Annotated in this window: 14 protein-coding genes and 1 pseudogene; 7 read left to right on the forward strand and 8 right to left on the reverse strand. The window is 50.1% G+C overall.

Annotated elements, in window-relative coordinates; translation table 11 throughout:
* Nucleotides 1-16: 16 nt before the first annotated feature.
* A complete protein-coding gene (gene abgB / locus RTW80_RS16185) occupies nucleotides 17-1,462 on the reverse strand; it encodes a M20 family metallopeptidase (protein WP_209150294.1) in 1,446 nt (481 codons plus the stop codon).
* Nucleotides 1,462-2,772 carry a p-aminobenzoyl-glutamate hydrolase subunit AbgA gene (gene abgA / locus RTW80_RS16190; RefSeq protein WP_000444949.1) on the reverse strand — a complete coding sequence of 437 codons (1,311 nt, stop codon included), beginning with the start codon at nucleotides 2,770-2,772 and terminating at the stop codon, nucleotides 1,462-1,464. The genes abgB and abgA overlap by 1 nt, the downstream gene beginning before the upstream one ends.
* Nucleotides 2,773-2,947: 175 nt before the next feature.
* On the opposite strand from abgA, the gene RTW80_RS16195 reads away from it, so the two are divergent.
* Together RTW80_RS16195 and smrA are read left to right on the forward strand one after the other, a co-directional pair.
* Nucleotides 2,948-3,856 (forward strand): LysR family transcriptional regulator, encoded by a 909-nt coding sequence (locus RTW80_RS16195; protein ID WP_063119165.1) that lies wholly within the window; start codon nucleotides 2,948-2,950, stop codon nucleotides 3,854-3,856.
* Nucleotides 3,857-4,185: 329 nt separating this feature from the next.
* Entirely contained in the window at nucleotides 4,186-4,749 is a 564-nt protein-coding gene (gene smrA, locus RTW80_RS16200; RefSeq protein WP_264366103.1) for a DNA endonuclease SmrA, read from the forward strand.
* 20 nt (nucleotides 4,750-4,769) lie between these two features.
* Here the strand turns inward: smrA and dgcM are convergent, their stop codons facing one another.
* Nucleotides 4,770-6,002 carry a diguanylate cyclase DgcM gene (dgcM, locus tag RTW80_RS16205; protein WP_000628058.1) on the reverse strand — a complete coding sequence of 411 codons (1,233 nt, stop codon included), beginning with the start codon at nucleotides 6,000-6,002 and terminating at the stop codon, nucleotides 4,770-4,772.
* Nucleotides 6,003-6,195: 193 nt separating this feature from the next.
* Here dgcM and ydaN point away from each other — a divergent pair, with 193 nt between their 5' ends.
* From ydaN to dbpA, 4 genes are all read left to right on the forward strand, one after another.
* Nucleotides 6,196-6,243, forward strand: a complete 48-nt coding sequence (gene ydaN / locus RTW80_RS16210; RefSeq protein ID WP_211180494.1) for a protein YnaN — start codon at nucleotides 6,196-6,198, stop codon at nucleotides 6,241-6,243.
* A gap of 13 nt (nucleotides 6,244-6,256) precedes the next feature.
* Nucleotides 6,257-7,240: a zinc transporter ZntB gene (zntB, locus tag RTW80_RS16215; protein WP_000387388.1), complete on the forward strand. Its 984-nt coding sequence runs from the start codon at nucleotides 6,257-6,259 to the stop codon at nucleotides 7,238-7,240.
* Between the two features lie 274 nt (nucleotides 7,241-7,514).
* Nucleotides 7,515-7,688: a protein YnaL gene (gene ynaL, locus RTW80_RS16220; protein WP_001296046.1), complete on the forward strand. Its 174-nt coding sequence runs from the start codon at nucleotides 7,515-7,517 to the stop codon at nucleotides 7,686-7,688.
* Between the two features lie 29 nt (nucleotides 7,689-7,717).
* The gene (gene dbpA / locus RTW80_RS16225) at nucleotides 7,718-9,091 is read left to right on the forward strand and encodes an ATP-dependent RNA helicase DbpA (RefSeq protein ID WP_000123737.1); all 1,374 of its coding nucleotides are present in this window, start codon (nucleotides 7,718-7,720) and stop codon (nucleotides 9,089-9,091) included.
* Nucleotides 9,092-9,219: 128 nt separating this feature from the next.
* On the opposite strand, the gene ttcA is transcribed toward dbpA, so the two are convergent.
* The 4 genes from ttcA to nifJ form a co-directional block, all read right to left on the reverse strand.
* The gene (gene ttcA / locus RTW80_RS16230; protein WP_000081418.1) at nucleotides 9,220-10,155 is read right to left on the reverse strand and encodes a tRNA 2-thiocytidine(32) synthetase TtcA; all 936 of its coding nucleotides are present in this window, start codon (nucleotides 10,153-10,155) and stop codon (nucleotides 9,220-9,222) included.
* Between the two features lie 176 nt (nucleotides 10,156-10,331).
* A complete protein-coding gene (gene uspF, locus RTW80_RS16235) occupies nucleotides 10,332-10,766 on the reverse strand; it encodes a universal stress protein UspF (protein ID WP_001300461.1) in 435 nt (144 codons plus the stop codon).
* A 140-nt stretch (nucleotides 10,767-10,906) separates the two neighbouring features.
* Complete coding sequence (gene ompN, locus RTW80_RS16240; RefSeq protein ID WP_000837924.1) at nucleotides 10,907-12,040, reverse strand: porin OmpN; 1,134 nt, start codon at nucleotides 12,038-12,040, stop codon at nucleotides 10,907-10,909.
* A gap of 366 nt (nucleotides 12,041-12,406) precedes the next feature.
* Complete coding sequence (gene nifJ / locus RTW80_RS16245) at nucleotides 12,407-15,931, reverse strand: pyruvate:ferredoxin (flavodoxin) oxidoreductase (RefSeq protein ID WP_000628174.1); 3,525 nt, start codon at nucleotides 15,929-15,931, stop codon at nucleotides 12,407-12,409.
* Nucleotides 15,932-16,204: 273 nt separating this feature from the next.
* Between nifJ and RTW80_RS16250 the strand changes: the two genes are divergently transcribed.
* Complete coding sequence (locus tag RTW80_RS16250; protein WP_001295715.1) at nucleotides 16,205-16,471, forward strand: DUF333 domain-containing protein; 267 nt, start codon at nucleotides 16,205-16,207, stop codon at nucleotides 16,469-16,471.
* Here the strand turns inward: RTW80_RS16250 and RTW80_RS16255 are convergent.
* A pseudogene (locus RTW80_RS16255) lies at nucleotides 16,468-16,602 on the reverse strand (hypothetical protein); the annotation flags it as partial. The gene RTW80_RS16250 and the pseudogene RTW80_RS16255 sit on opposite strands and share 4 nt — an antisense overlap.
* Between the last annotated feature and the right edge of the window lie 75 nt (nucleotides 16,603-16,677).

A 16,677-nucleotide genomic window follows, 5' to 3' on the forward strand; every position in this document is an offset into this window, starting at 1 on the left:
GTTTGCGTTGTTGTTGTTATTTTAAAGGTGACGGTGTCACGTTTTTCGGGATAGGGCAGTGATACGGTTGCGTGTCCGTTACTTGCTGATGCTCTTGTTGGCATTCTTGCAATAGCCCTGAATCAAGGAAGAGATTGACTGTGGTTGCTGCCATAGTTTTCGCCGCCAGCAGCATTCCTTTATGAGCAATAGATGTTCGCCCCTGGCTAACCAGTTGCCACGTATGTAGCGGTGTACCGACGGCAAAACAGGGGCTGAAACACTGGGCAACAGGCAGTTTCCAACTGACGTCGCCGACATCAGTCGATGCCGCAAGCACGTTATCGGTGGCGGCATATGGAGCGACTTCATTCGCCAGTACCGTTTCACGATGACGTAGTGCAAAAACCTTGCCGTTTTCGCCACCGGTTGCGGCGATATTATTCAGACTGTTTTGCCGATCGTTGGAGGTGAGCGTAGCCTGAATTTGTTTCGCAAAAGCCAGTTCTTCGGAGTTCCATTCCGGGGTACCAAAATGGGATAGGTCCTGGTACATGGCATTTTCTAAGGTGCGATTCGGGAGATAACTGGAACAGGCTTTGTCGAAGCGGCATTCAACCGTGGTTTCGGTCATCAATGCCGCACCTTCGGCGATTTTGGCGACCCGATCATAAATATGCTGCACGTCGGTCATTTCGGGGGCGCGGATAAGATAAAGCACTTCTGCCTGCGCCTGGACCACGTTGGGCGAGATCCCGCCGCTATTTGTGATGGCATAGTGTACGCGCGCTTTTTCAATAATATGTTCGTTGAGGAAGTTGGTGCCAGTGGTCATCAACGTTACGGCATCAAGGGCGCTGCGTCCCAAATGAGGGGAATTCGCGGCATGTGCTGCGATCCCTTTAAAGCGCCATGATGCCTGAATGTTTGCCAGCGTGCGGGTATTGAACATACCGGCAAAGGCTTCCGGGTGCCAGGTGAGTGCCGCATCCACATCATCAAATACCCCCTCGCGAACCATGAACGTTTTACCCGAGCCGCCTTCTTCGCCAGGACAACCATAAAAGCGCACCGTGCCGCCTTGCCCATATTGTTCCAGCCATTTCTTGACGGCTATTGCAGCGGCAAAGGCGGCGGTTCCCAGCAAATTGTGTCCGCAACCGTGACCATTTTCACCGGGCGTCACGGATGTAGGTTGCGCGCAACCTGCTTGCTGACTTAAACCTGCCAGGGCGTCATATTCTCCCAGCAGGGCGATAACCGGTTTGCCTTGACCAAACGAAGCAATAAAGGCATTTGGGATATTGCCTACGTTGCGGGTAACGGTGAAGCCTGCAGATTCCAGCGCCGAAGCCAGATGCTCCGCTGACCAGAACTCTTCAAAACGTGTTTCTGGATGATCCCAGATTTGATCGGCAATATCGGTATAACGTTGGCGATCGGCTTCAATCGCATCGTCGATAAAACGATAGATTTCCTGCATCAGATACCTCGCGTCCAGGGAAAATTGAGCGCGGTGCGCGCCAGCGTTTCGACGGCAATAGCGAGAACCTGCTCGTCAAAATCGAATTTTTCGTTGTGATGACCTGCCGCCAGCTGTGTGCCAAACACCACGTAGGAGGCTTGCCCTTGATGTTGCTGCACGCGGGCCATCATTAATGTGGCATCTTCGGAACCCGCAGGCGCTTCAACACGTTCAATGGCCTGATTGACCCCCGCGACCTGAGCCGCCTGACTTTGCAACCATGCGACCCATTGCGGCGAAGGAGAACTGGCGGTAGCTGCACCCATCAGACGAGTTTCAACGCCGACACCATACATGGTTGCTGCGCCCTGAATCGCTTGTTGTGCACGGTCAAAAACATATTGATTAATGACGTCGCTGGCCCCGCGTGTTTCCACTTTCAGCAACGCCGAGGCAGGAACAACGTTACGACCGCTTCCTGCCTGCATAACGCCCACGTTTACTCTGGAAGCTCCTTCGCTGTGCGGGGCGATTGCATGCAGTGCAAGAGTGGCTTGTGCTGCCGCCAACAAGGCATTGTGACCGTCTTCTGGTTTTGCGCCTGCGTGAGCGGCGGTACCGGTGAAGTGCGCGTCAAATTTGGTGGTTGCCATAAAATTATCACTGCCGCACACCACGGTGCCCGCAGGTACGCCAGTGCCAATGTGCACGGCAGTAAAATAATCAACATCATCTACGACACCTGCATCGACCATCGCCCGCGCGCCACGCGTACCTTCCTCTGCAGGCTGAAAAATCAGTTTGATGACGCCATGTAGTCCGGACTCGAATTGTTTAAGGGTATGCGCCAGCCCAAGCCCAATGGCGGTATGTCCATCATGACCACAGGCATGCATCATTCCGGCGTTACATGACGCAAAACCGTCGCGGTAGGGGCGATGGCTGACATCCTGCTCTTCACTGAGATCCAGCGCGTCCATATCGACACGGAAAGCCATCACCGGACCGGGGCGACCGGTATCCAGGGTGGCGACGATACCCGTGAAACCACCTTCAAAAACCGCAATCCATTGTGCTAGCGCACCCTGTTGACGAGCGCGCTCGAATTCGCGTTGTAGAGTGAGTTCATCAGGTAGTCCCATCCGGCTACTTTCATTAACTACTTCGCGGCCCAGCGCCAGTGAATAGCCGAGCTGCTGCAATTCTTCCGCAACAAGGGTGGCAGTGCGGAATTCCACCCAGCCAGACTCTGCATAGTGATGAAAATCACGTCGCCAGTGCGATAATTTTGGGGCAAGCGAATTAACAAATTGATTCAAAGACTCCATAACCTTTCCCGTCATCAGTAAAAAGTGTGACCCGGTTCACGTAGCGATAGTTTTTACTTATCACTAACTGATTTTTCACAGTTTTAACCGTTCATAAATTACCCTGACACAATCATCTGCATTAAAGTAGATGCCAGTTTCTTTGGTCTGATAAATAACGGTTATCGGTGGCGTCATGGCTTTTCAGGTAAAAATTCATCAAATTCGGGCTTTTGTTGAAGTGGCTCGTCAGGGCAGCATTCGCGGAGCGAGCCGAATGTTGAATATGTCGCAACCGGCACTGAGTAAATCTATTCAGGAGCTGGAAGAAGGGTTAGCGGCGCAACTCTTTTTTCTCCGTAGTAAAGGCGTGACGTTAACTGATGCCGGTGAAAGTTTTTATCAGCACGCCAGTCTTATTCTTGAAGAGCTGCGCGCAGCCCAAGAGGATATTCGCCAACGACAAGGGCAACTGGCAGGGCAGATTAATATCGGCATGGGGGCCAGTATTTCCCGCAGTCTGATGCCAGCTGTCATATCTCGTTTTCATCAGCAGCATCCGCAGGTAAAAGTACGCATTATGGAAGGGCAACTGGTGTCGATGATTAATGAATTGCGTCAGGGAGAATTGGATTTCACCATCAATACCTATTATCAGGGACCGTACGACCACGAATTTACTTTTGAGAAATTACTGGAAAAGCAATTCGCGATCTTTTGCCGCCCGGGACACCCCGCCATTGGTGCCCGTTCGATCAAACAGTTACTGGATTACAGCTGGACAATGCCGACGCCACACGGCAGTTACTACAAACAGTTGAGTGAATTGCTTGACGATCAGGCGCAAACGCCACAGGTCGGTGTAGTCTGCGAGACGTTCTCAGCCTGTATCAGTCTGGTGGCAAAAAGCGATTTTCTCAGCATACTGCCTGAAGAAATGGGCTGCGATCCCTTGCACGGACAGGGGCTGGTGATGTTGCCGGTTAGCGAAATTTTACCGAAAGCAGCCTATTATTTGATTCAGCGGCGTGATAGTCGCCAGACACCACTGACCGCGTCATTAATCACGCAATTCCGGCGAGAATGCGGCTATCTGCAAAGTTAAAACTGCATAAAAAAATAGAGTCTGTCGACATCCGCCAGACTCTACAGTACACACAGCAGTGCATCCGCGTCTTAAATCCGGCATTGTCTCCTCTGCGCCGGTGACTGTGTTATAACGGTTTTAACCTTTAGTTGCCAATTTTCTTCAGTGACAGATTTCACGAAAATATAAGTTACATTATTAATATCGTGAATGAATAATCATGCATAAGTATTTTGCTTAAAATATCGGCAATATTTGGAACTTATTACTGGAAATTTGGGTAATACGTTGTTGGACCGACCCGGTCTGGTTATCATATCGCGCTCTTAATTGCGGGAGGATGTAACATGAACCTTGACGACAAATCGCTGTTTCTTGACGCCATGGAAGATGTCCAGCCGCTGAAACGTGCTACCGATGTCCACTGGCATCCAACGCGTAACCAACGTGCGCCGCAGCGTATCGACACGCTGCAGCTTGATAATTTCCTCACCACCGGATTTCTCGACATCATCCCACTAAGTCAGCCGCTGGAGTTTCGGCGGGAAGGGTTGCAACATGGGGTGCTGGATAAGCTGCGCAGTGGTAAATATCCGCAACAGGCGAGCCTGAATCTTTTGCGCCAGCCGGTGGAAGAGTGCCGCAAAATGGTGTTCAGTTTTATTCAACAAACCCTGGCGGATGGTTTGCGTAACGTGCTGATTATTCATGGTAAAGGGCGGGATGATAAATCGCATGCCAATATTGTCCGCAGCTATGTGGCGCGCTGGCTGACCGAATTTGATGATGTTCAGGCATATTGCACCGCGCTACCGCATCATGGCGGCAGCGGGGCGTGTTACGTCGCACTACGTAAAACGGCGCAGGCGAAGCAAGAAAACTGGGAGCGCCACGCTAAGCGCAGTCGTTGATCTCGAGACGCATCCGCGGCTTATGCCGCCAGCACGCGGTTGCGTCCATCATTTTTCGCCCGATACAAAGCATCATCAACGCGTTTAAACAGTTCATCGATGCTTTCATTTCCTTCGTGATGCGCCACACCAATGCTGACGGTAAAGCGTGGTAAGCCCGAAATACTCACTTTTGCCACGCTTACGCGGATAGTTTCAGCCAGCGAAAGCGCGGTATCCAGTGGGGTTCTTGGTAGCAATAAGACAAACTCTTCGCCTCCCCAACGAAACACCAAATCGCCTTTGCGAGCGCAACTTTCGAGGGTGCGGGCGAGGGCGCATAACACCTCATCACCTTTAGAATGCCCATAGAGATCGTTAATGTGTTTAAAACGATCGGTGTCGATGAGCAACAAGCTGTAATCCTGAGCGATGGCGAGATGCTGCATTTGGCCTGGTTCCGTAATGTGATAAAACTGTCGCCGATTCAGTAATCCGGTCATCGCGTCATGGTGAGCAGCATGTTCCAGCTGCTCCTCCAGCCGTTTTTGCTCAGTAATATCATGCACAATACATAACATGAGCTTGTCGCCATAAATTTCAATCGGTCCGGCATAGGTCTGCACATGACGAGTCGAACCATCCGCCAGTTTATGAACAAAATTCAAAGGTTTATGACCACCGGGTAAATGCGAGATTTCATGCATGATAGGCATGACGCGACGCCCGAGCATATTTATTTCCCAGGTATGTTTCTGGCACATCGTTTCATGGTTATAACCATAGAAATTGAGCGCGGCGAGGTTAGCATCGACGATTTGTCCATCTCGTGACGGGTCAATCAACAACATTGGTGCAGAGTTAGTCAGAAAAAAGCGCGCATAAAAACCTTGTTTTTTGCGCTGATAATTTGCCGAGCGACTGGCTTTTAAACCCAGCGTTGCCGGCGCTTCGATACCTTCGAAAATAATCACCGGTTCTGTTTCTGTCAGCTTTCGCAAAACAAGCCGACAGCTCAATGCTGTTTCCTCTTCTTTACGCTGAACAGTGAGGATTTCGATAATATCGTGTTGGTTTTGCAGATCGGAGAGGTATTTCGGCAGTTCTTTTTGTGAGGAGACGGAATAGGGTCCGGTTCGTAGCTGACTAAACGTGAGGTCTTGCATCAACAGTTTCGCCGCGCTATTGGCATAAATTAACTGTTCCTCAAAGGGCGAAACGATCCAGACAGGACTGGTGAGTAAGTCCAGGGTATTGAAGTTGTGCGTAATCATTGAGAACCCGTTATTTTTATCAATTTTTGTTGCTATCCGATCGCAAAAAAGCCACGTCATATGATCAGATAATTCTGATAATGATAGACGCTATTTAACACTTCACACGGTTTGTATACGGAAAAGCATTTTGCTTTTTGTATTCAATTTAGACAGAATTTTATTAATCATTTCAGGGTAATGGGGTGATGAGATGTTGCGTAACAGGGCCAGAAGGCTAGACTACAAAATAATGCGTTGATGATGGAGGCACTGTGGAAGCGATTAAGGGATCGGACGTTAATGTCCCGGATGCAGTATTTGCCTGGATGCTGGATGGTAGAGGCGGCGTTAAACCGCTGGAAAATACAGATGTGATTGATGAAGCGCATCCCTGTTGGCTCCACCTTAATTATGTACACCATGATAGCGCCCAATGGCTGGCGACAACACCGCTGCTTCCCAATAACGTACGTGATGCGCTGGCGGGCGAGAGCACGCGTCCCCGAGTCAGCCGTCTCGGTGAAGGCACGCTGATTACATTGCGCTGTATAAACGGCAGCACCGATGAACGCCCCGATCAACTGGTCGCCATGCGTGTATATATGGACGGGCGGTTAATTGTTTCGACCCGACAACGCAAAGTGCTGGCGCTGGACGATGTGGTGAGCGATCTGGAAGAGGGCACGGGTCCGACCGATTGCGGGGGATGGCTGGTGGATGTGTGCGATGCGTTGACCGATCATTCCAGTGAATTTATCGAGCAGCTGCACGATAAAATTATCGACCTTGAAGATAATCTCCTTGATCAGCAAATTCCACCGCGTGGATTCCTGGCTCTGCTGCGCAAACAATTAATTGTGATGCGTCGCTATATGGCACCGCAACGTGATGTTTATGCTCGTCTTGCCAGTGAACGTTTGCCGTGGATGAGCGATGACCAACGCCGTCGGATGCAGGATATTGCCGATCGCCTTGGGCGCGGCCTTGACGAAATCGACGCCTGTATAGCACGGACTGGCGTGATGGCGGATGAAATCGCTCAGGTGATGCAGGAAAATTTAGCTCGTCGTACCTATACAATGTCGTTGATGGCAATGGTCTTTTTACCCAGTACCTTTCTGACCGGGTTATTTGGCGTCAACCTTGGTGGGATCCCTGGCGGCGGGTGGCAATTCGGATTTTCAATTTTTTGTATTCTGTTAGTTGTTCTTATTGGTGGTGTTGCTTTATGGTTGCATCGTAGTAAATGGTTGTAACAAAAGCAATTTTTCCGGCTGTCTGTATACAAAAACGCCGCAAAGTTTGAGCGAAGTCAATAAACTCTCTACCCATTCAGGGCAATATCTCTCTTGCAGGTGAATGCAACGTCAAGCGATGGGCGTTGCGCTCCATATTGTCTTACTTCCTTTTTTGAATTACTGCATAGCACAATTGATTCGTACGACGCCGACTTTGATGAGTCGGCTTTTTTTTGCCTGTTATTTATCAGCGTCTACCCTTTAAGAGTCCACCCAATGACCAGAGGGAAATATGACGACACTTATTTATTTGCAAATTCCTGTCCCTGAACCGATTCCTGGCGATCCTGTTCCAGTGCCCGATCCGATCCCTCGCCCGCAACCCATGCCTGACCCACCACCCGATGAAGAACCGATTAAATTGTCGCATCGTGAGCGTAGATCTGCGAGGATACGCGCCTGCTAACTTTGCGTCGATGACCATGAGAATAGATTGTGACCGCTTTTTCTACCCTGAATGTTTTGCCTCCCGCCCAACTCACGAACCTTAATGAGTTGGGTTATTTAACCATGACGCCGGTGCAGGCCGCCGCGCTTCCGGCGATCCTTGCCGGAAAAGATGTTCGCGTGCAGGCGAAAACCGGCAGCGGCAAAACGGCGGCTTTTGGCCTCGGCTTGTTACAGCAAATTGATGCGTCGCTATTTCAAACCCAGGCTTTAGTGCTGTGTCCTACGCGTGAACTGGCGGATCAGGTGGCAGGTGAATTGCGTCGGCTGGCGCGTTTTCTGCCAAATACCAAAATTTTGACGTTGTGCGGTGGTCAACCGTTCGGTATGCAGCGTGATTCGTTGCAACATGCGCCGCATATTATCGTGGCAACGCCGGGGCGTTTGCTGGATCACCTGCAAAAAGGCACGGTATCACTGGATGCGTTGAATACGCTGGTGATGGATGAGGCCGACCGCATGCTGGATATGGGATTTAGCGATGCCATTGATGATGTCATCCGTTTTGCGCCTGCATCTCGACAGACGCTTCTGTTTTCGGCAACCTGGCCGGAAGCCATCGCTGCAATCAGCGGACGAGTGCAACGCGATCCTTTGGCGATTGAAATTGACTCAACAGATGCTTTGCCACCCATTGAACAACAATTTTATGAGACATCCAGCAAAGGCAAAATTCCTCTGTTGCAACGGTTATTAAGCTTGCATCAGCCATCCTCTTGCGTGGTGTTTTGCAATACCAAAAAAGATTGCCAGGCTGTCTGCGACGCGCTGAATGAAGTAGGGCAAAGTGCATTGTCATTACACGGCGATTTGGAGCAACGCGATCGCGATCAGACCCTGGTACGTTTTGCTAACGGTAGCGCCCGTGTACTGGTCGCGACTGATGTTGCTGCGCGTGGTCTGGATATTAAATCGCTTGAGCTGGTGGTGAACTTTGAGCTGGCGTGGGACCCTGAAGTTCATGTACATCGCATCGGTCGTACAGCTCGTGCAGGAAATAGCGGTCTGGCGATCAGTTTCTGTGCTCCGGAAGAAGCACAGCGGGCCAATATCATTTCTGACATGTTGCAGATAAAACTTAACTGGCAAACGCCGCCAGCTAATAGTTCCATTGCGACGCTGGAAGCAGAAATGGCAACGTTGTGTATCGATGGCGGGAAAAAAGCCAAAATGCGCCCGGGTGATGTATTAGGTGCACTGACAGGAGATATCGGGCTTGATGGCGCAGATATTGGCAAAATCGCCGTGCATCCGGCGCATGTCTATGTCGCGGTCCGTCAGGCTGTTGCTCATAAAGCATGGAAACAGTTACAGGGCGGGAAGATTAAAGGAAAAACGTGCCGGGTGCGGTTATTAAAATAATGAAATGTTGAATTGCCGGGTGCAAGAGTAAACATCTTATTCGGGATTGCCGGATGCGACGCTGGCCGCGTCTTATACGGCCTCCATAAGAGTAGCCCGATACGCTTGCGCATCGGGCGCTATCCTGGTTATTTCACTTCAACCACATTCAGCCGTAACTCATCCAACTGATTTTCATCTTCTTCTGGCTGCCAGCCCGCCGGTTGTAGTGGGATCTCTTCGCGATCAAACGCCAGATCACCCCCGTTAACCACTTCAGAACCGTGGGTGATGCCTTTGAAATCGAACAGGTTGGTATCGCACAGATGCGACGGCACCACATTCTGCATCGCGCTGAACATCGTCTCGATACGCCCTGGATAACGTTTATCCCAGTCACGCAACATGTCAGCAATCACCTGACGTTGCAGGTTAGGCTGTGAACCGCACAGGTTGCACGGAATAATCGGGAACGCTTTTGCATCGGCAAATCGCTGAATATCTTTCTCGCGGCAGTAGGCCAGCGGACGAATAACGATATGTTTGCCATCATCGCTCATCAGTTTCGGAGGCATACCTTTCATCTTACCGCCGTAGAACATATTTAAGAACAACGTTTGCAGGATATCGTCACGATGGTGACCCAACGCGATCTTCGTCGCCCCCAGTTCCGTTGCGGTACGATAAAGGATACCGCGACGAAGGCGAGAACACAGTGAGCAAGTGGTTTTGCCCTCTGGAATCTTCTCTTTCACGATACCGTAAGTATTCTCTTCAACAATCTTGTACTCAACGCCCAGCTTTTCAAGATACTCGGGCAGAACGTGTTCCGGGAAGCCCGGTTGCTTTTGATCGAGGTTAACAGCCACCAGCGAAAAATTGATTGGCGCGCTTTGCTGCAAATTGCGCAGAATCTCCAGCATGGTATAGCTGTCTTTACCCCCGGAGAGGCAAACCATGATGCGATCGCCTTCTTCAATCATATTGAAGTCAGCAATGGCTTCGCCCACGTTACGACGCAGACGTTTTTGTAATTTGTTCAGGTTGTATTGTTCTTTCTTACTAATTTCTTGATTTTGCGACATTTAAAAGCGACTCAATTCGTTATATGGCATCAGAAGAGTATGCGTCATGCCGGAACGCCCAGCATAAGAAATCTGATATAAAAAACTGTGGCGTGTATGGTACGGATTAGAGGGGAAAATGTCAGCACATTTGCGAAATGAATCAAAAAGCCCGCAGCAATGTGCGGGCGTTAGTGTCAGCGCACAACCAGCACGGAGCACTCTGCGTGACGCACTACAGCTGCGGCGTTGGAACCGAGCAGATAAGTGGTGATATCCGGTCGATGGGAAGCAATGATGATCATATGAGCGGGGATCTTCTTCGCCAATTCCAGAATGCGGTCTTTGGGCGAGCCTTCCTCAACATGGACATGCACTCTGTCGGTTGGCAGTTTAAATTTTTTAATGATCTCTTCCAGTTGCGATTTGGCTTCCGCTTTCAGGTCATCCATTGCCGGTAATTCTGCGGAATACGCTAAACCCAGAGAGGCATAGTAGGGCAGTGAAGGTATTACCGTCAGGAAATGAACCTCTGCATCATCAATCTTTGCCTCTTCCTCAACGTGGCTAATCACGCGTTGAGTTAATTCTGAATCGGAAATATCGATAGGGACAAGAATCGTTCTGTTCATAAAACCTCCTGTTTTAGTATCCGCATAAAGTGTAACGCCAGATGACACTTTTTGTGTAATGACGGAGTTCACATTTTTAATTTAGATCAAAGGAGGAAGAATAAGCAGAAAAAGCCCGCCATAACAGCGGGCAGGAGGATTTAGAACTGATAAACCAGACCTAAAGCGACAATATCATCGGTAGAGATGCCATTGGCAGCGTAGAAGCTGTCATCTTCATCCAACAGGTTGATTTTATAGTCAACGTAGGTGGACATGTTTTTATTGAAATAGTAAGTCGCGCCAACATCGGCGTATTTAACCAGATCTTTATCATCAACACCTGCCGGGTTGTCTGCACCACCCGCAGCGTGCAGGTCACGGCCTTTAGACATCAGGAAAGAGACTGCCGGACGCAGACCAAAATCAAACTGGTACTGTGCAGTGACTTCAAAATTCTGGGTTTTGTTTGCCACAGCATAATCGCTGTCGCCAAACGGGGTCATATTACGCGTTTCTGAATACATGGTTGCCAGGTAAATATTGTTAGCATCGTATTTTAGCCCAGCAGTCCACGCGTCTGCTTTATCACCACCCGCCGCAGTATGGTTAACCTGGTCATTGGTGCGGTCAGAAGAGGTGTATGCCGCACCAGCGCTAAAGCCCATGCCTAAATCATATGTTGTGGAAAGACCCCAGCCGTCACCGTTTTCATGGCGAACATCACGTCCGTTGTTGGTGCCTTCCTGACCATTACTGGCTCCTTCGTTGTTACCTTGATACTGCACCGCGAAGTTCAGACCATTTACCAGACCGAAGAAATCAGTATTACGATAAGTCGCGACGCCATTGGCTCGACCAGTCATAAAGTTGTCTGCATTGGTATAAGAGTCACCGCCAAATTCAGGCAGCATATCGGTCCAGCCTTCGATGTCGTACATTACGCCATAATTACGTCCGTAATCGAAAGAACCGTAATCTGCAAATTTCAGCCCGGCAAATGCCAGACGGGTCCATGACTGGTTTTTTGAAGATTCAGTGTTGTTTGCCTGAATATTGTATTCCCATTGACCGTAGCCAGTGAGTTGATCGTTAATTTGGGTTTCGCCTTTAAAACCCAGACGCGCATAGCTCTGGTCGCCATCTTTCGCTGAATTATCAGAAAAATAATGCAGGCCATCAACTTTGCCATACAGATCTAATTTGTTGCCGTCTTTATTATAAACTTCGGCTGCATGTGCAGCACCTGCGGCGAGCAGGGCAGGAATTAAAAGTGCCAGTACTTTGCTTTTCATTGAATAAATCCTTTAGTTATTTTATTTGCCTTTTATCCCCATTTCGGGGAGTGAAAACATCCTAAAGGAGAAGTTCAGTTAGCCGATAAATATCATTTGTTACGCCTTAAGTAAAACCTTAATCAAATAATTCCTCTGAAATGATAATAAGTCTGGTGAATGTATCGAAGATAATACATACAAAATAAAAATTATACTTTTAATTTGCTATACGTTATTCTGCGCGGGTTATATGCCTTTATTGTCACAGATTTTATTTTCTGTTGGGCCATTGCATTGCCACTGATTTTCCAACATATAAAAAGACAAGCCCGAACAGTCGTCCGGGCTTTTTTTTTAGAATTGGATAATCCTTATCCAGAGCATTTAATCGGTGTTGCTTTTTTCCGCTTTTCCGGCCATTTGTGCCAGGAAGTCATAGCGTTTTTGCAAATCAGCTGCAGCATCTTTCCATAACTGTTCTGCCACTTCTGGCTGCTGCGAATTCAGCCGACGGAAACGTTGCTCGTGAAGTAACGTTTCTTCCAGTGCTTCTGACGGCGGGCGTGAATCCAAGGCCAGCGGCAGTTTGCCTTCATCGGCACGACGCGGATCAAAGCGATATAGCGGCCAGAAGCCGGTAGCTGTGAGTTGGCGCATCTGGTCGTGGCTGAGTGCCAGATCGTAACCATGCTCTTCACACGGGCTATAAGCAATGATCAGCGATGGCCCCGGATACGCTTCCGCTTCCTGAATCGCTTTCACCGTCTGGTTCAGCTGCGCGCCGAGAGAAATCTGCGCCACATAAACATGACCGTACATCATCATACTGACGCCAAGATCTTTACGCGCTTTACGTTTGCCGTGCTCGCCAAATTTAGTTACTGCACCCAGCGGTGTCGCTTTCGACGCCTGACCACCGGTGTTGGAATAGCATTGCGTATCCAGCACCAGAATGTTGACGTTTTCCGTCAAACTCAATACATGATCCAGACCGCCAAAGCCGATATCGTAAGCCCAGCCATCACCACCAATCAGCCAGATTGATTTTTCCACCAGTGCATCTGCATCACGTAGCAGTTCATGTGCTTCGGCAACATCGTTGAGTTGCTGGCGTAAAGCTGCAACCTGTTCACGACGAACCTCTGGCGTGGCGTCTGATTTCAACGCCGTCAGTAATTCCGCCGGGATTTTATCGGCAAATTGATCCAGCAGACGCAGCACGCGGACACGGTGTTGATCGACCGTCAGGCGGAAACCAAGGCCAAATTCGGCATTATCTTCAAATAGAGAGTTCGCCCATGCCGGCCCACGACCGTTGGCATCGGTGGTATACGGTGTAGAGGGCAGGTTACCGCCATAAATTGAAGAACAGCCAGTGGCGTTAGCGATCAACATCCGGTCGCCATAGAGCTGAGTCAGTAATTTAATATACGGCGTCTCGCCACAACCGGAGCAAGCACCTGAATATTCAAACAGCGGTGTAATCAGCTGCGATGTACGAATATCAATACGTTCCAGTTTGCTACGGTCGATTTCTGGCAGGTTGAGGAAGAAATCGTAATTGATTTTCTCTTCTTCGACATGTTCCAGGCGAGACATCATATTGATGGCTTTAATCTCTGGATTCTGACGGTCTTTCGCCGGGCAAACTTCGACGCACAGGTTACAACCGGTGCAATCTTCCGGTGCCACCTGCAAGACATATTTCTGCCCGCGCATATCACGCGATTTCACATCCAGCGAATGCAGGCTGGCAGGGGCGTTTTCCATCGCTTCAGGCGGCACCACTTTTGCGCGAATAGCTGAGTGTGGGCAAGCGGCAACGCAGTGGTTACATTGGGTACAGAGTTCCTCTTTCCAGATGGGGATCTCTTCGGCGATATTGCGTTTTTCCCAGCGCGTAGTGCCCATCGGCCAGGTGCCGTCTGGCGGCAGCGCCGAAACGGGGAGGGCGTCACCAAGCCCGGCGAGCATCGCAGCGGTTACGGTTTTCACGAAATCAGGGGCGGCATCGGAAACCACTGGCGGTCGATTGGCGCTGTGCGGATTTACCGGTTGCAACGGAACTTCTTCTACGGATTCACGCGCCAGCGCCAGAGCCTGCCAGTTGCGTTCCACCAGATCCTGGCCTTTGCTACTGTAACTTTTGGCAATCGCACCCTGCAATTCTGCGAGGGCGCTATCGCCAGGCAGAATTTGCGTCAGATGGAAAAAAGCCATCTGCATGACGGTATTAATACGGGCCGCCAGGCCACATTCGCGGGCGATTTTCGCCGCGTTAATCACATAGAAGCGCGCTTTTTTCTGGTTTAACACGGCCTGAACTTCTTGCGGCAAGCGCGACCACACTTCATCTGCGCTGTACGGTGTGTTGAGCAGGAAAATGCCGCCAGGTTTTAAACGCTCAGCCATCTGATATTTATCGATAAACTGCAACTGGTGGCAGCCAACAAAATCAGCCTGGGAAATGAGATAAGCGGAACGAATCGGCTGTTCGCTCACTCGAAGGTGAGAAACCGTCAGGCCGCCCGCCTTTTTGGAGTCGTAAACAAAATAGCCCTGTGCGTACCACGGCGTGGAATTACCGATAATCTTGATATTGTTTTTGGTCGCGGAAACGCTGCCATCACTACCAAGGCCATAAAACAAGGCTTCCAGTTTCGCCGAGTTTGGCAGGGTGTTTTCCGGCAACGGCAGTGACAGATTAGTCACATCATCGTAAATACCAACCGTAAAGCGCGCTTTCGGTTTAGCCGCGTTGAGCTCGGCAAATACCGCCAGTACACAGTCCGGGCCAAATTCTTTGGATGAAAGACCATAGCGCCCACCAATGACACGGGGCAGAGTTTCGCGCTCGCCATTATTAAAGGCTTCTGCCAGTGCGGTCATCACATCCAGATAGAGCGGTTCTGCCTGGGCACCGGGTTCTTTGGTTCTGTCCAGTACCGCCACGCTGCGTACGGATCCCGGCAGAGCTTGCAGTAAATGTTTAGCGGAGAAGGGGCGGTACAGGCGAACTTTCAGCACGCCGACATTTTCGCCACGGGTTAGCAATTCATCAATCACTTCTTCACAGGTGCCAATGGCAGAGCCCATCAGGATAATCACCCGTTCCGCTTGCGGATGCCCGTAATACTCAAACGGCTGATACTGACGACCTGTCGCGGCAGCGAAATCATTCATCGCCTGTTCAACATGGTCATAGACCGCGTTGTACCAGGGGTTGGTGGCTTCGCGAGACTGGAAATAAGTGTCAGGATTGGCGGACGTACCGCGGATCACCGGATGTTCCGGGTTGAGCGCCCGGGCGCGATGAGCATCAATTTCGGCCTGCGGCATGAGATCAAGAATAGTGTCATCGGCCAGCGGGACAATTTTATTGATTTCGTGGGACGTGCGGAAACCATCAAAGAAATGAATAAATGGCACGCGGCTTTTCAGCGTCGCGATGTGCGAAATGAGAGCAAAGTCTTGCGCTTCCTGGACGTTTGCCGCACACAACATCGCGCAACCCGTCTGGCGCACCGCCATGACGTCGGAATGATCGCCAAAAATAGAGAGTGCATGTGTGGCAACGGTACGTGCCGCTACATGCAGGACAAACGGTGTGAGTTCGCCTGCCAGTTTGTACAGCGTCGGGATCATCAGCAGCAAACCCTGCGATGACGTAAACGATGTTGAAAGGGCACCCGTCTGCAAAGCGCCATGCACGGTAGCGATAGCACCCGCTTCCGACTGCATTTCAACCACGCGTGGTGTGTCTCCCCAAACGTTCTTCAAGCCGTTTCCGGCCCAGGCATCAGCCTGTTCTGCCATCGTGGAACTGGGGGTAATAGGGTAGATGGCGATAACTTCACTGGTGCGAAACGCCACCGAAGCAACCGCGCCATTACCGTCAATAGTAATCATATGACACCCTTACATTGCGCAAATGAGGGGCGCACGAAATTGCTGCGCGCCCAGTAGTAATCTTTCAATTTTAGCAAATGGCTTTCTTCTGCATTTTCGCTTTTGTGTCCCCCACATCAGCGTAATGAATGTTTTGATCAAACAGAGGGCAAAAAAATAGCCATAAAAAAGTAAAAATGCGGGGCAACGCGCAGGACAGCTCTCGACGTCGCCCTCTGTGCTGCCTATTATTTATGGCGGTGTCGTTTGGCTTGAAGATCAGAGGAAGAAGAGATGCGAGCAGCGTTTTGGGTAGGGTGTGCCGCTTTATTGTTGTCGGCGTGTAGTAGTGAGCCTGTTCAGCAGGCGACTGCGGCGCACGTAGCGCCAGGTTTAAAAGCGTCGATGTCCAGTAGTGGAGAAGCAAATTGTGCAATGATCGGCGGTTCGCTTTCTGTTGCCCGTCAACTGGATGGTACGGCGATTGGGATGTGTGCATTACCCAACGGCAAACGCTGTAGCGAACAGTCACTTGCCGCCGGGAGCTGTGGCAGCTATTAATTCATTAAATCCGCCAGCTTATAAGTTAATGTCTGTTTCGCGGTCGCCAGCGTTAACTGGTTCGCGGTCAGATCCACTTGTGCACCTTCTTTCAGCATTTCGCTAATGGTGTTATCGAGTTCATTAAGCTGGGTGATGCTGCCAACTTACTGATTTAGTGTATGATGGTGTTTTTGAGGTGCTCCAGTGGCTTCTGTTTCTATCAG

Source organism: Escherichia sp. AM3, assembly GCF_032029835.1.
GTDB lineage: Bacteria > Pseudomonadota > Gammaproteobacteria > Enterobacterales > Enterobacteriaceae > Escherichia > Escherichia coli.

Coding starts and splice junctions, on each gene's coding strand:
- uspF (WP_001300461.1), bottom strand. CDS start 10,766: ATGAACAGAACGATTCTTGTCCCTATCGATATTTCCGATTCAGAATTA.
- abgB (WP_209150294.1), bottom strand. CDS start 1,462: ATGCAGGAAATCTATCGTTTTATCGACGATGCGATTGAAGCCGATCGC.
- RTW80_RS16195 (WP_063119165.1), top strand. CDS start 2,948: ATGGCTTTTCAGGTAAAAATTCATCAAATTCGGGCTTTTGTTGAAGTG.
- ynaL (WP_001296046.1), top strand. CDS start 7,515: ATGACGACACTTATTTATTTGCAAATTCCTGTCCCTGAACCGATTCCT.
- RTW80_RS16250 (WP_001295715.1), top strand. CDS start 16,205: ATGCGAGCAGCGTTTTGGGTAGGGTGTGCCGCTTTATTGTTGTCGGCG.
- ttcA (WP_000081418.1), bottom strand. CDS start 10,155: ATGTCGCAAAATCAAGAAATTAGTAAGAAAGAACAATACAACCTGAAC.
- smrA (WP_264366103.1), top strand. CDS start 4,186: ATGAACCTTGACGACAAATCGCTGTTTCTTGACGCCATGGAAGATGTC.
- abgA (WP_000444949.1), bottom strand. CDS start 2,772: ATGGAGTCTTTGAATCAATTTGTTAATTCGCTTGCCCCAAAATTATCG.
- nifJ (WP_000628174.1), bottom strand. CDS start 15,931: ATGATTACTATTGACGGTAATGGCGCGGTTGCTTCGGTGGCGTTTCGC.
- dgcM (WP_000628058.1), bottom strand. CDS start 6,002: ATGATTACGCACAACTTCAATACCCTGGACTTACTCACCAGTCCTGTC.
- ompN (WP_000837924.1), bottom strand. CDS start 12,040: ATGAAAAGCAAAGTACTGGCACTTTTAATTCCTGCCCTGCTCGCCGCA.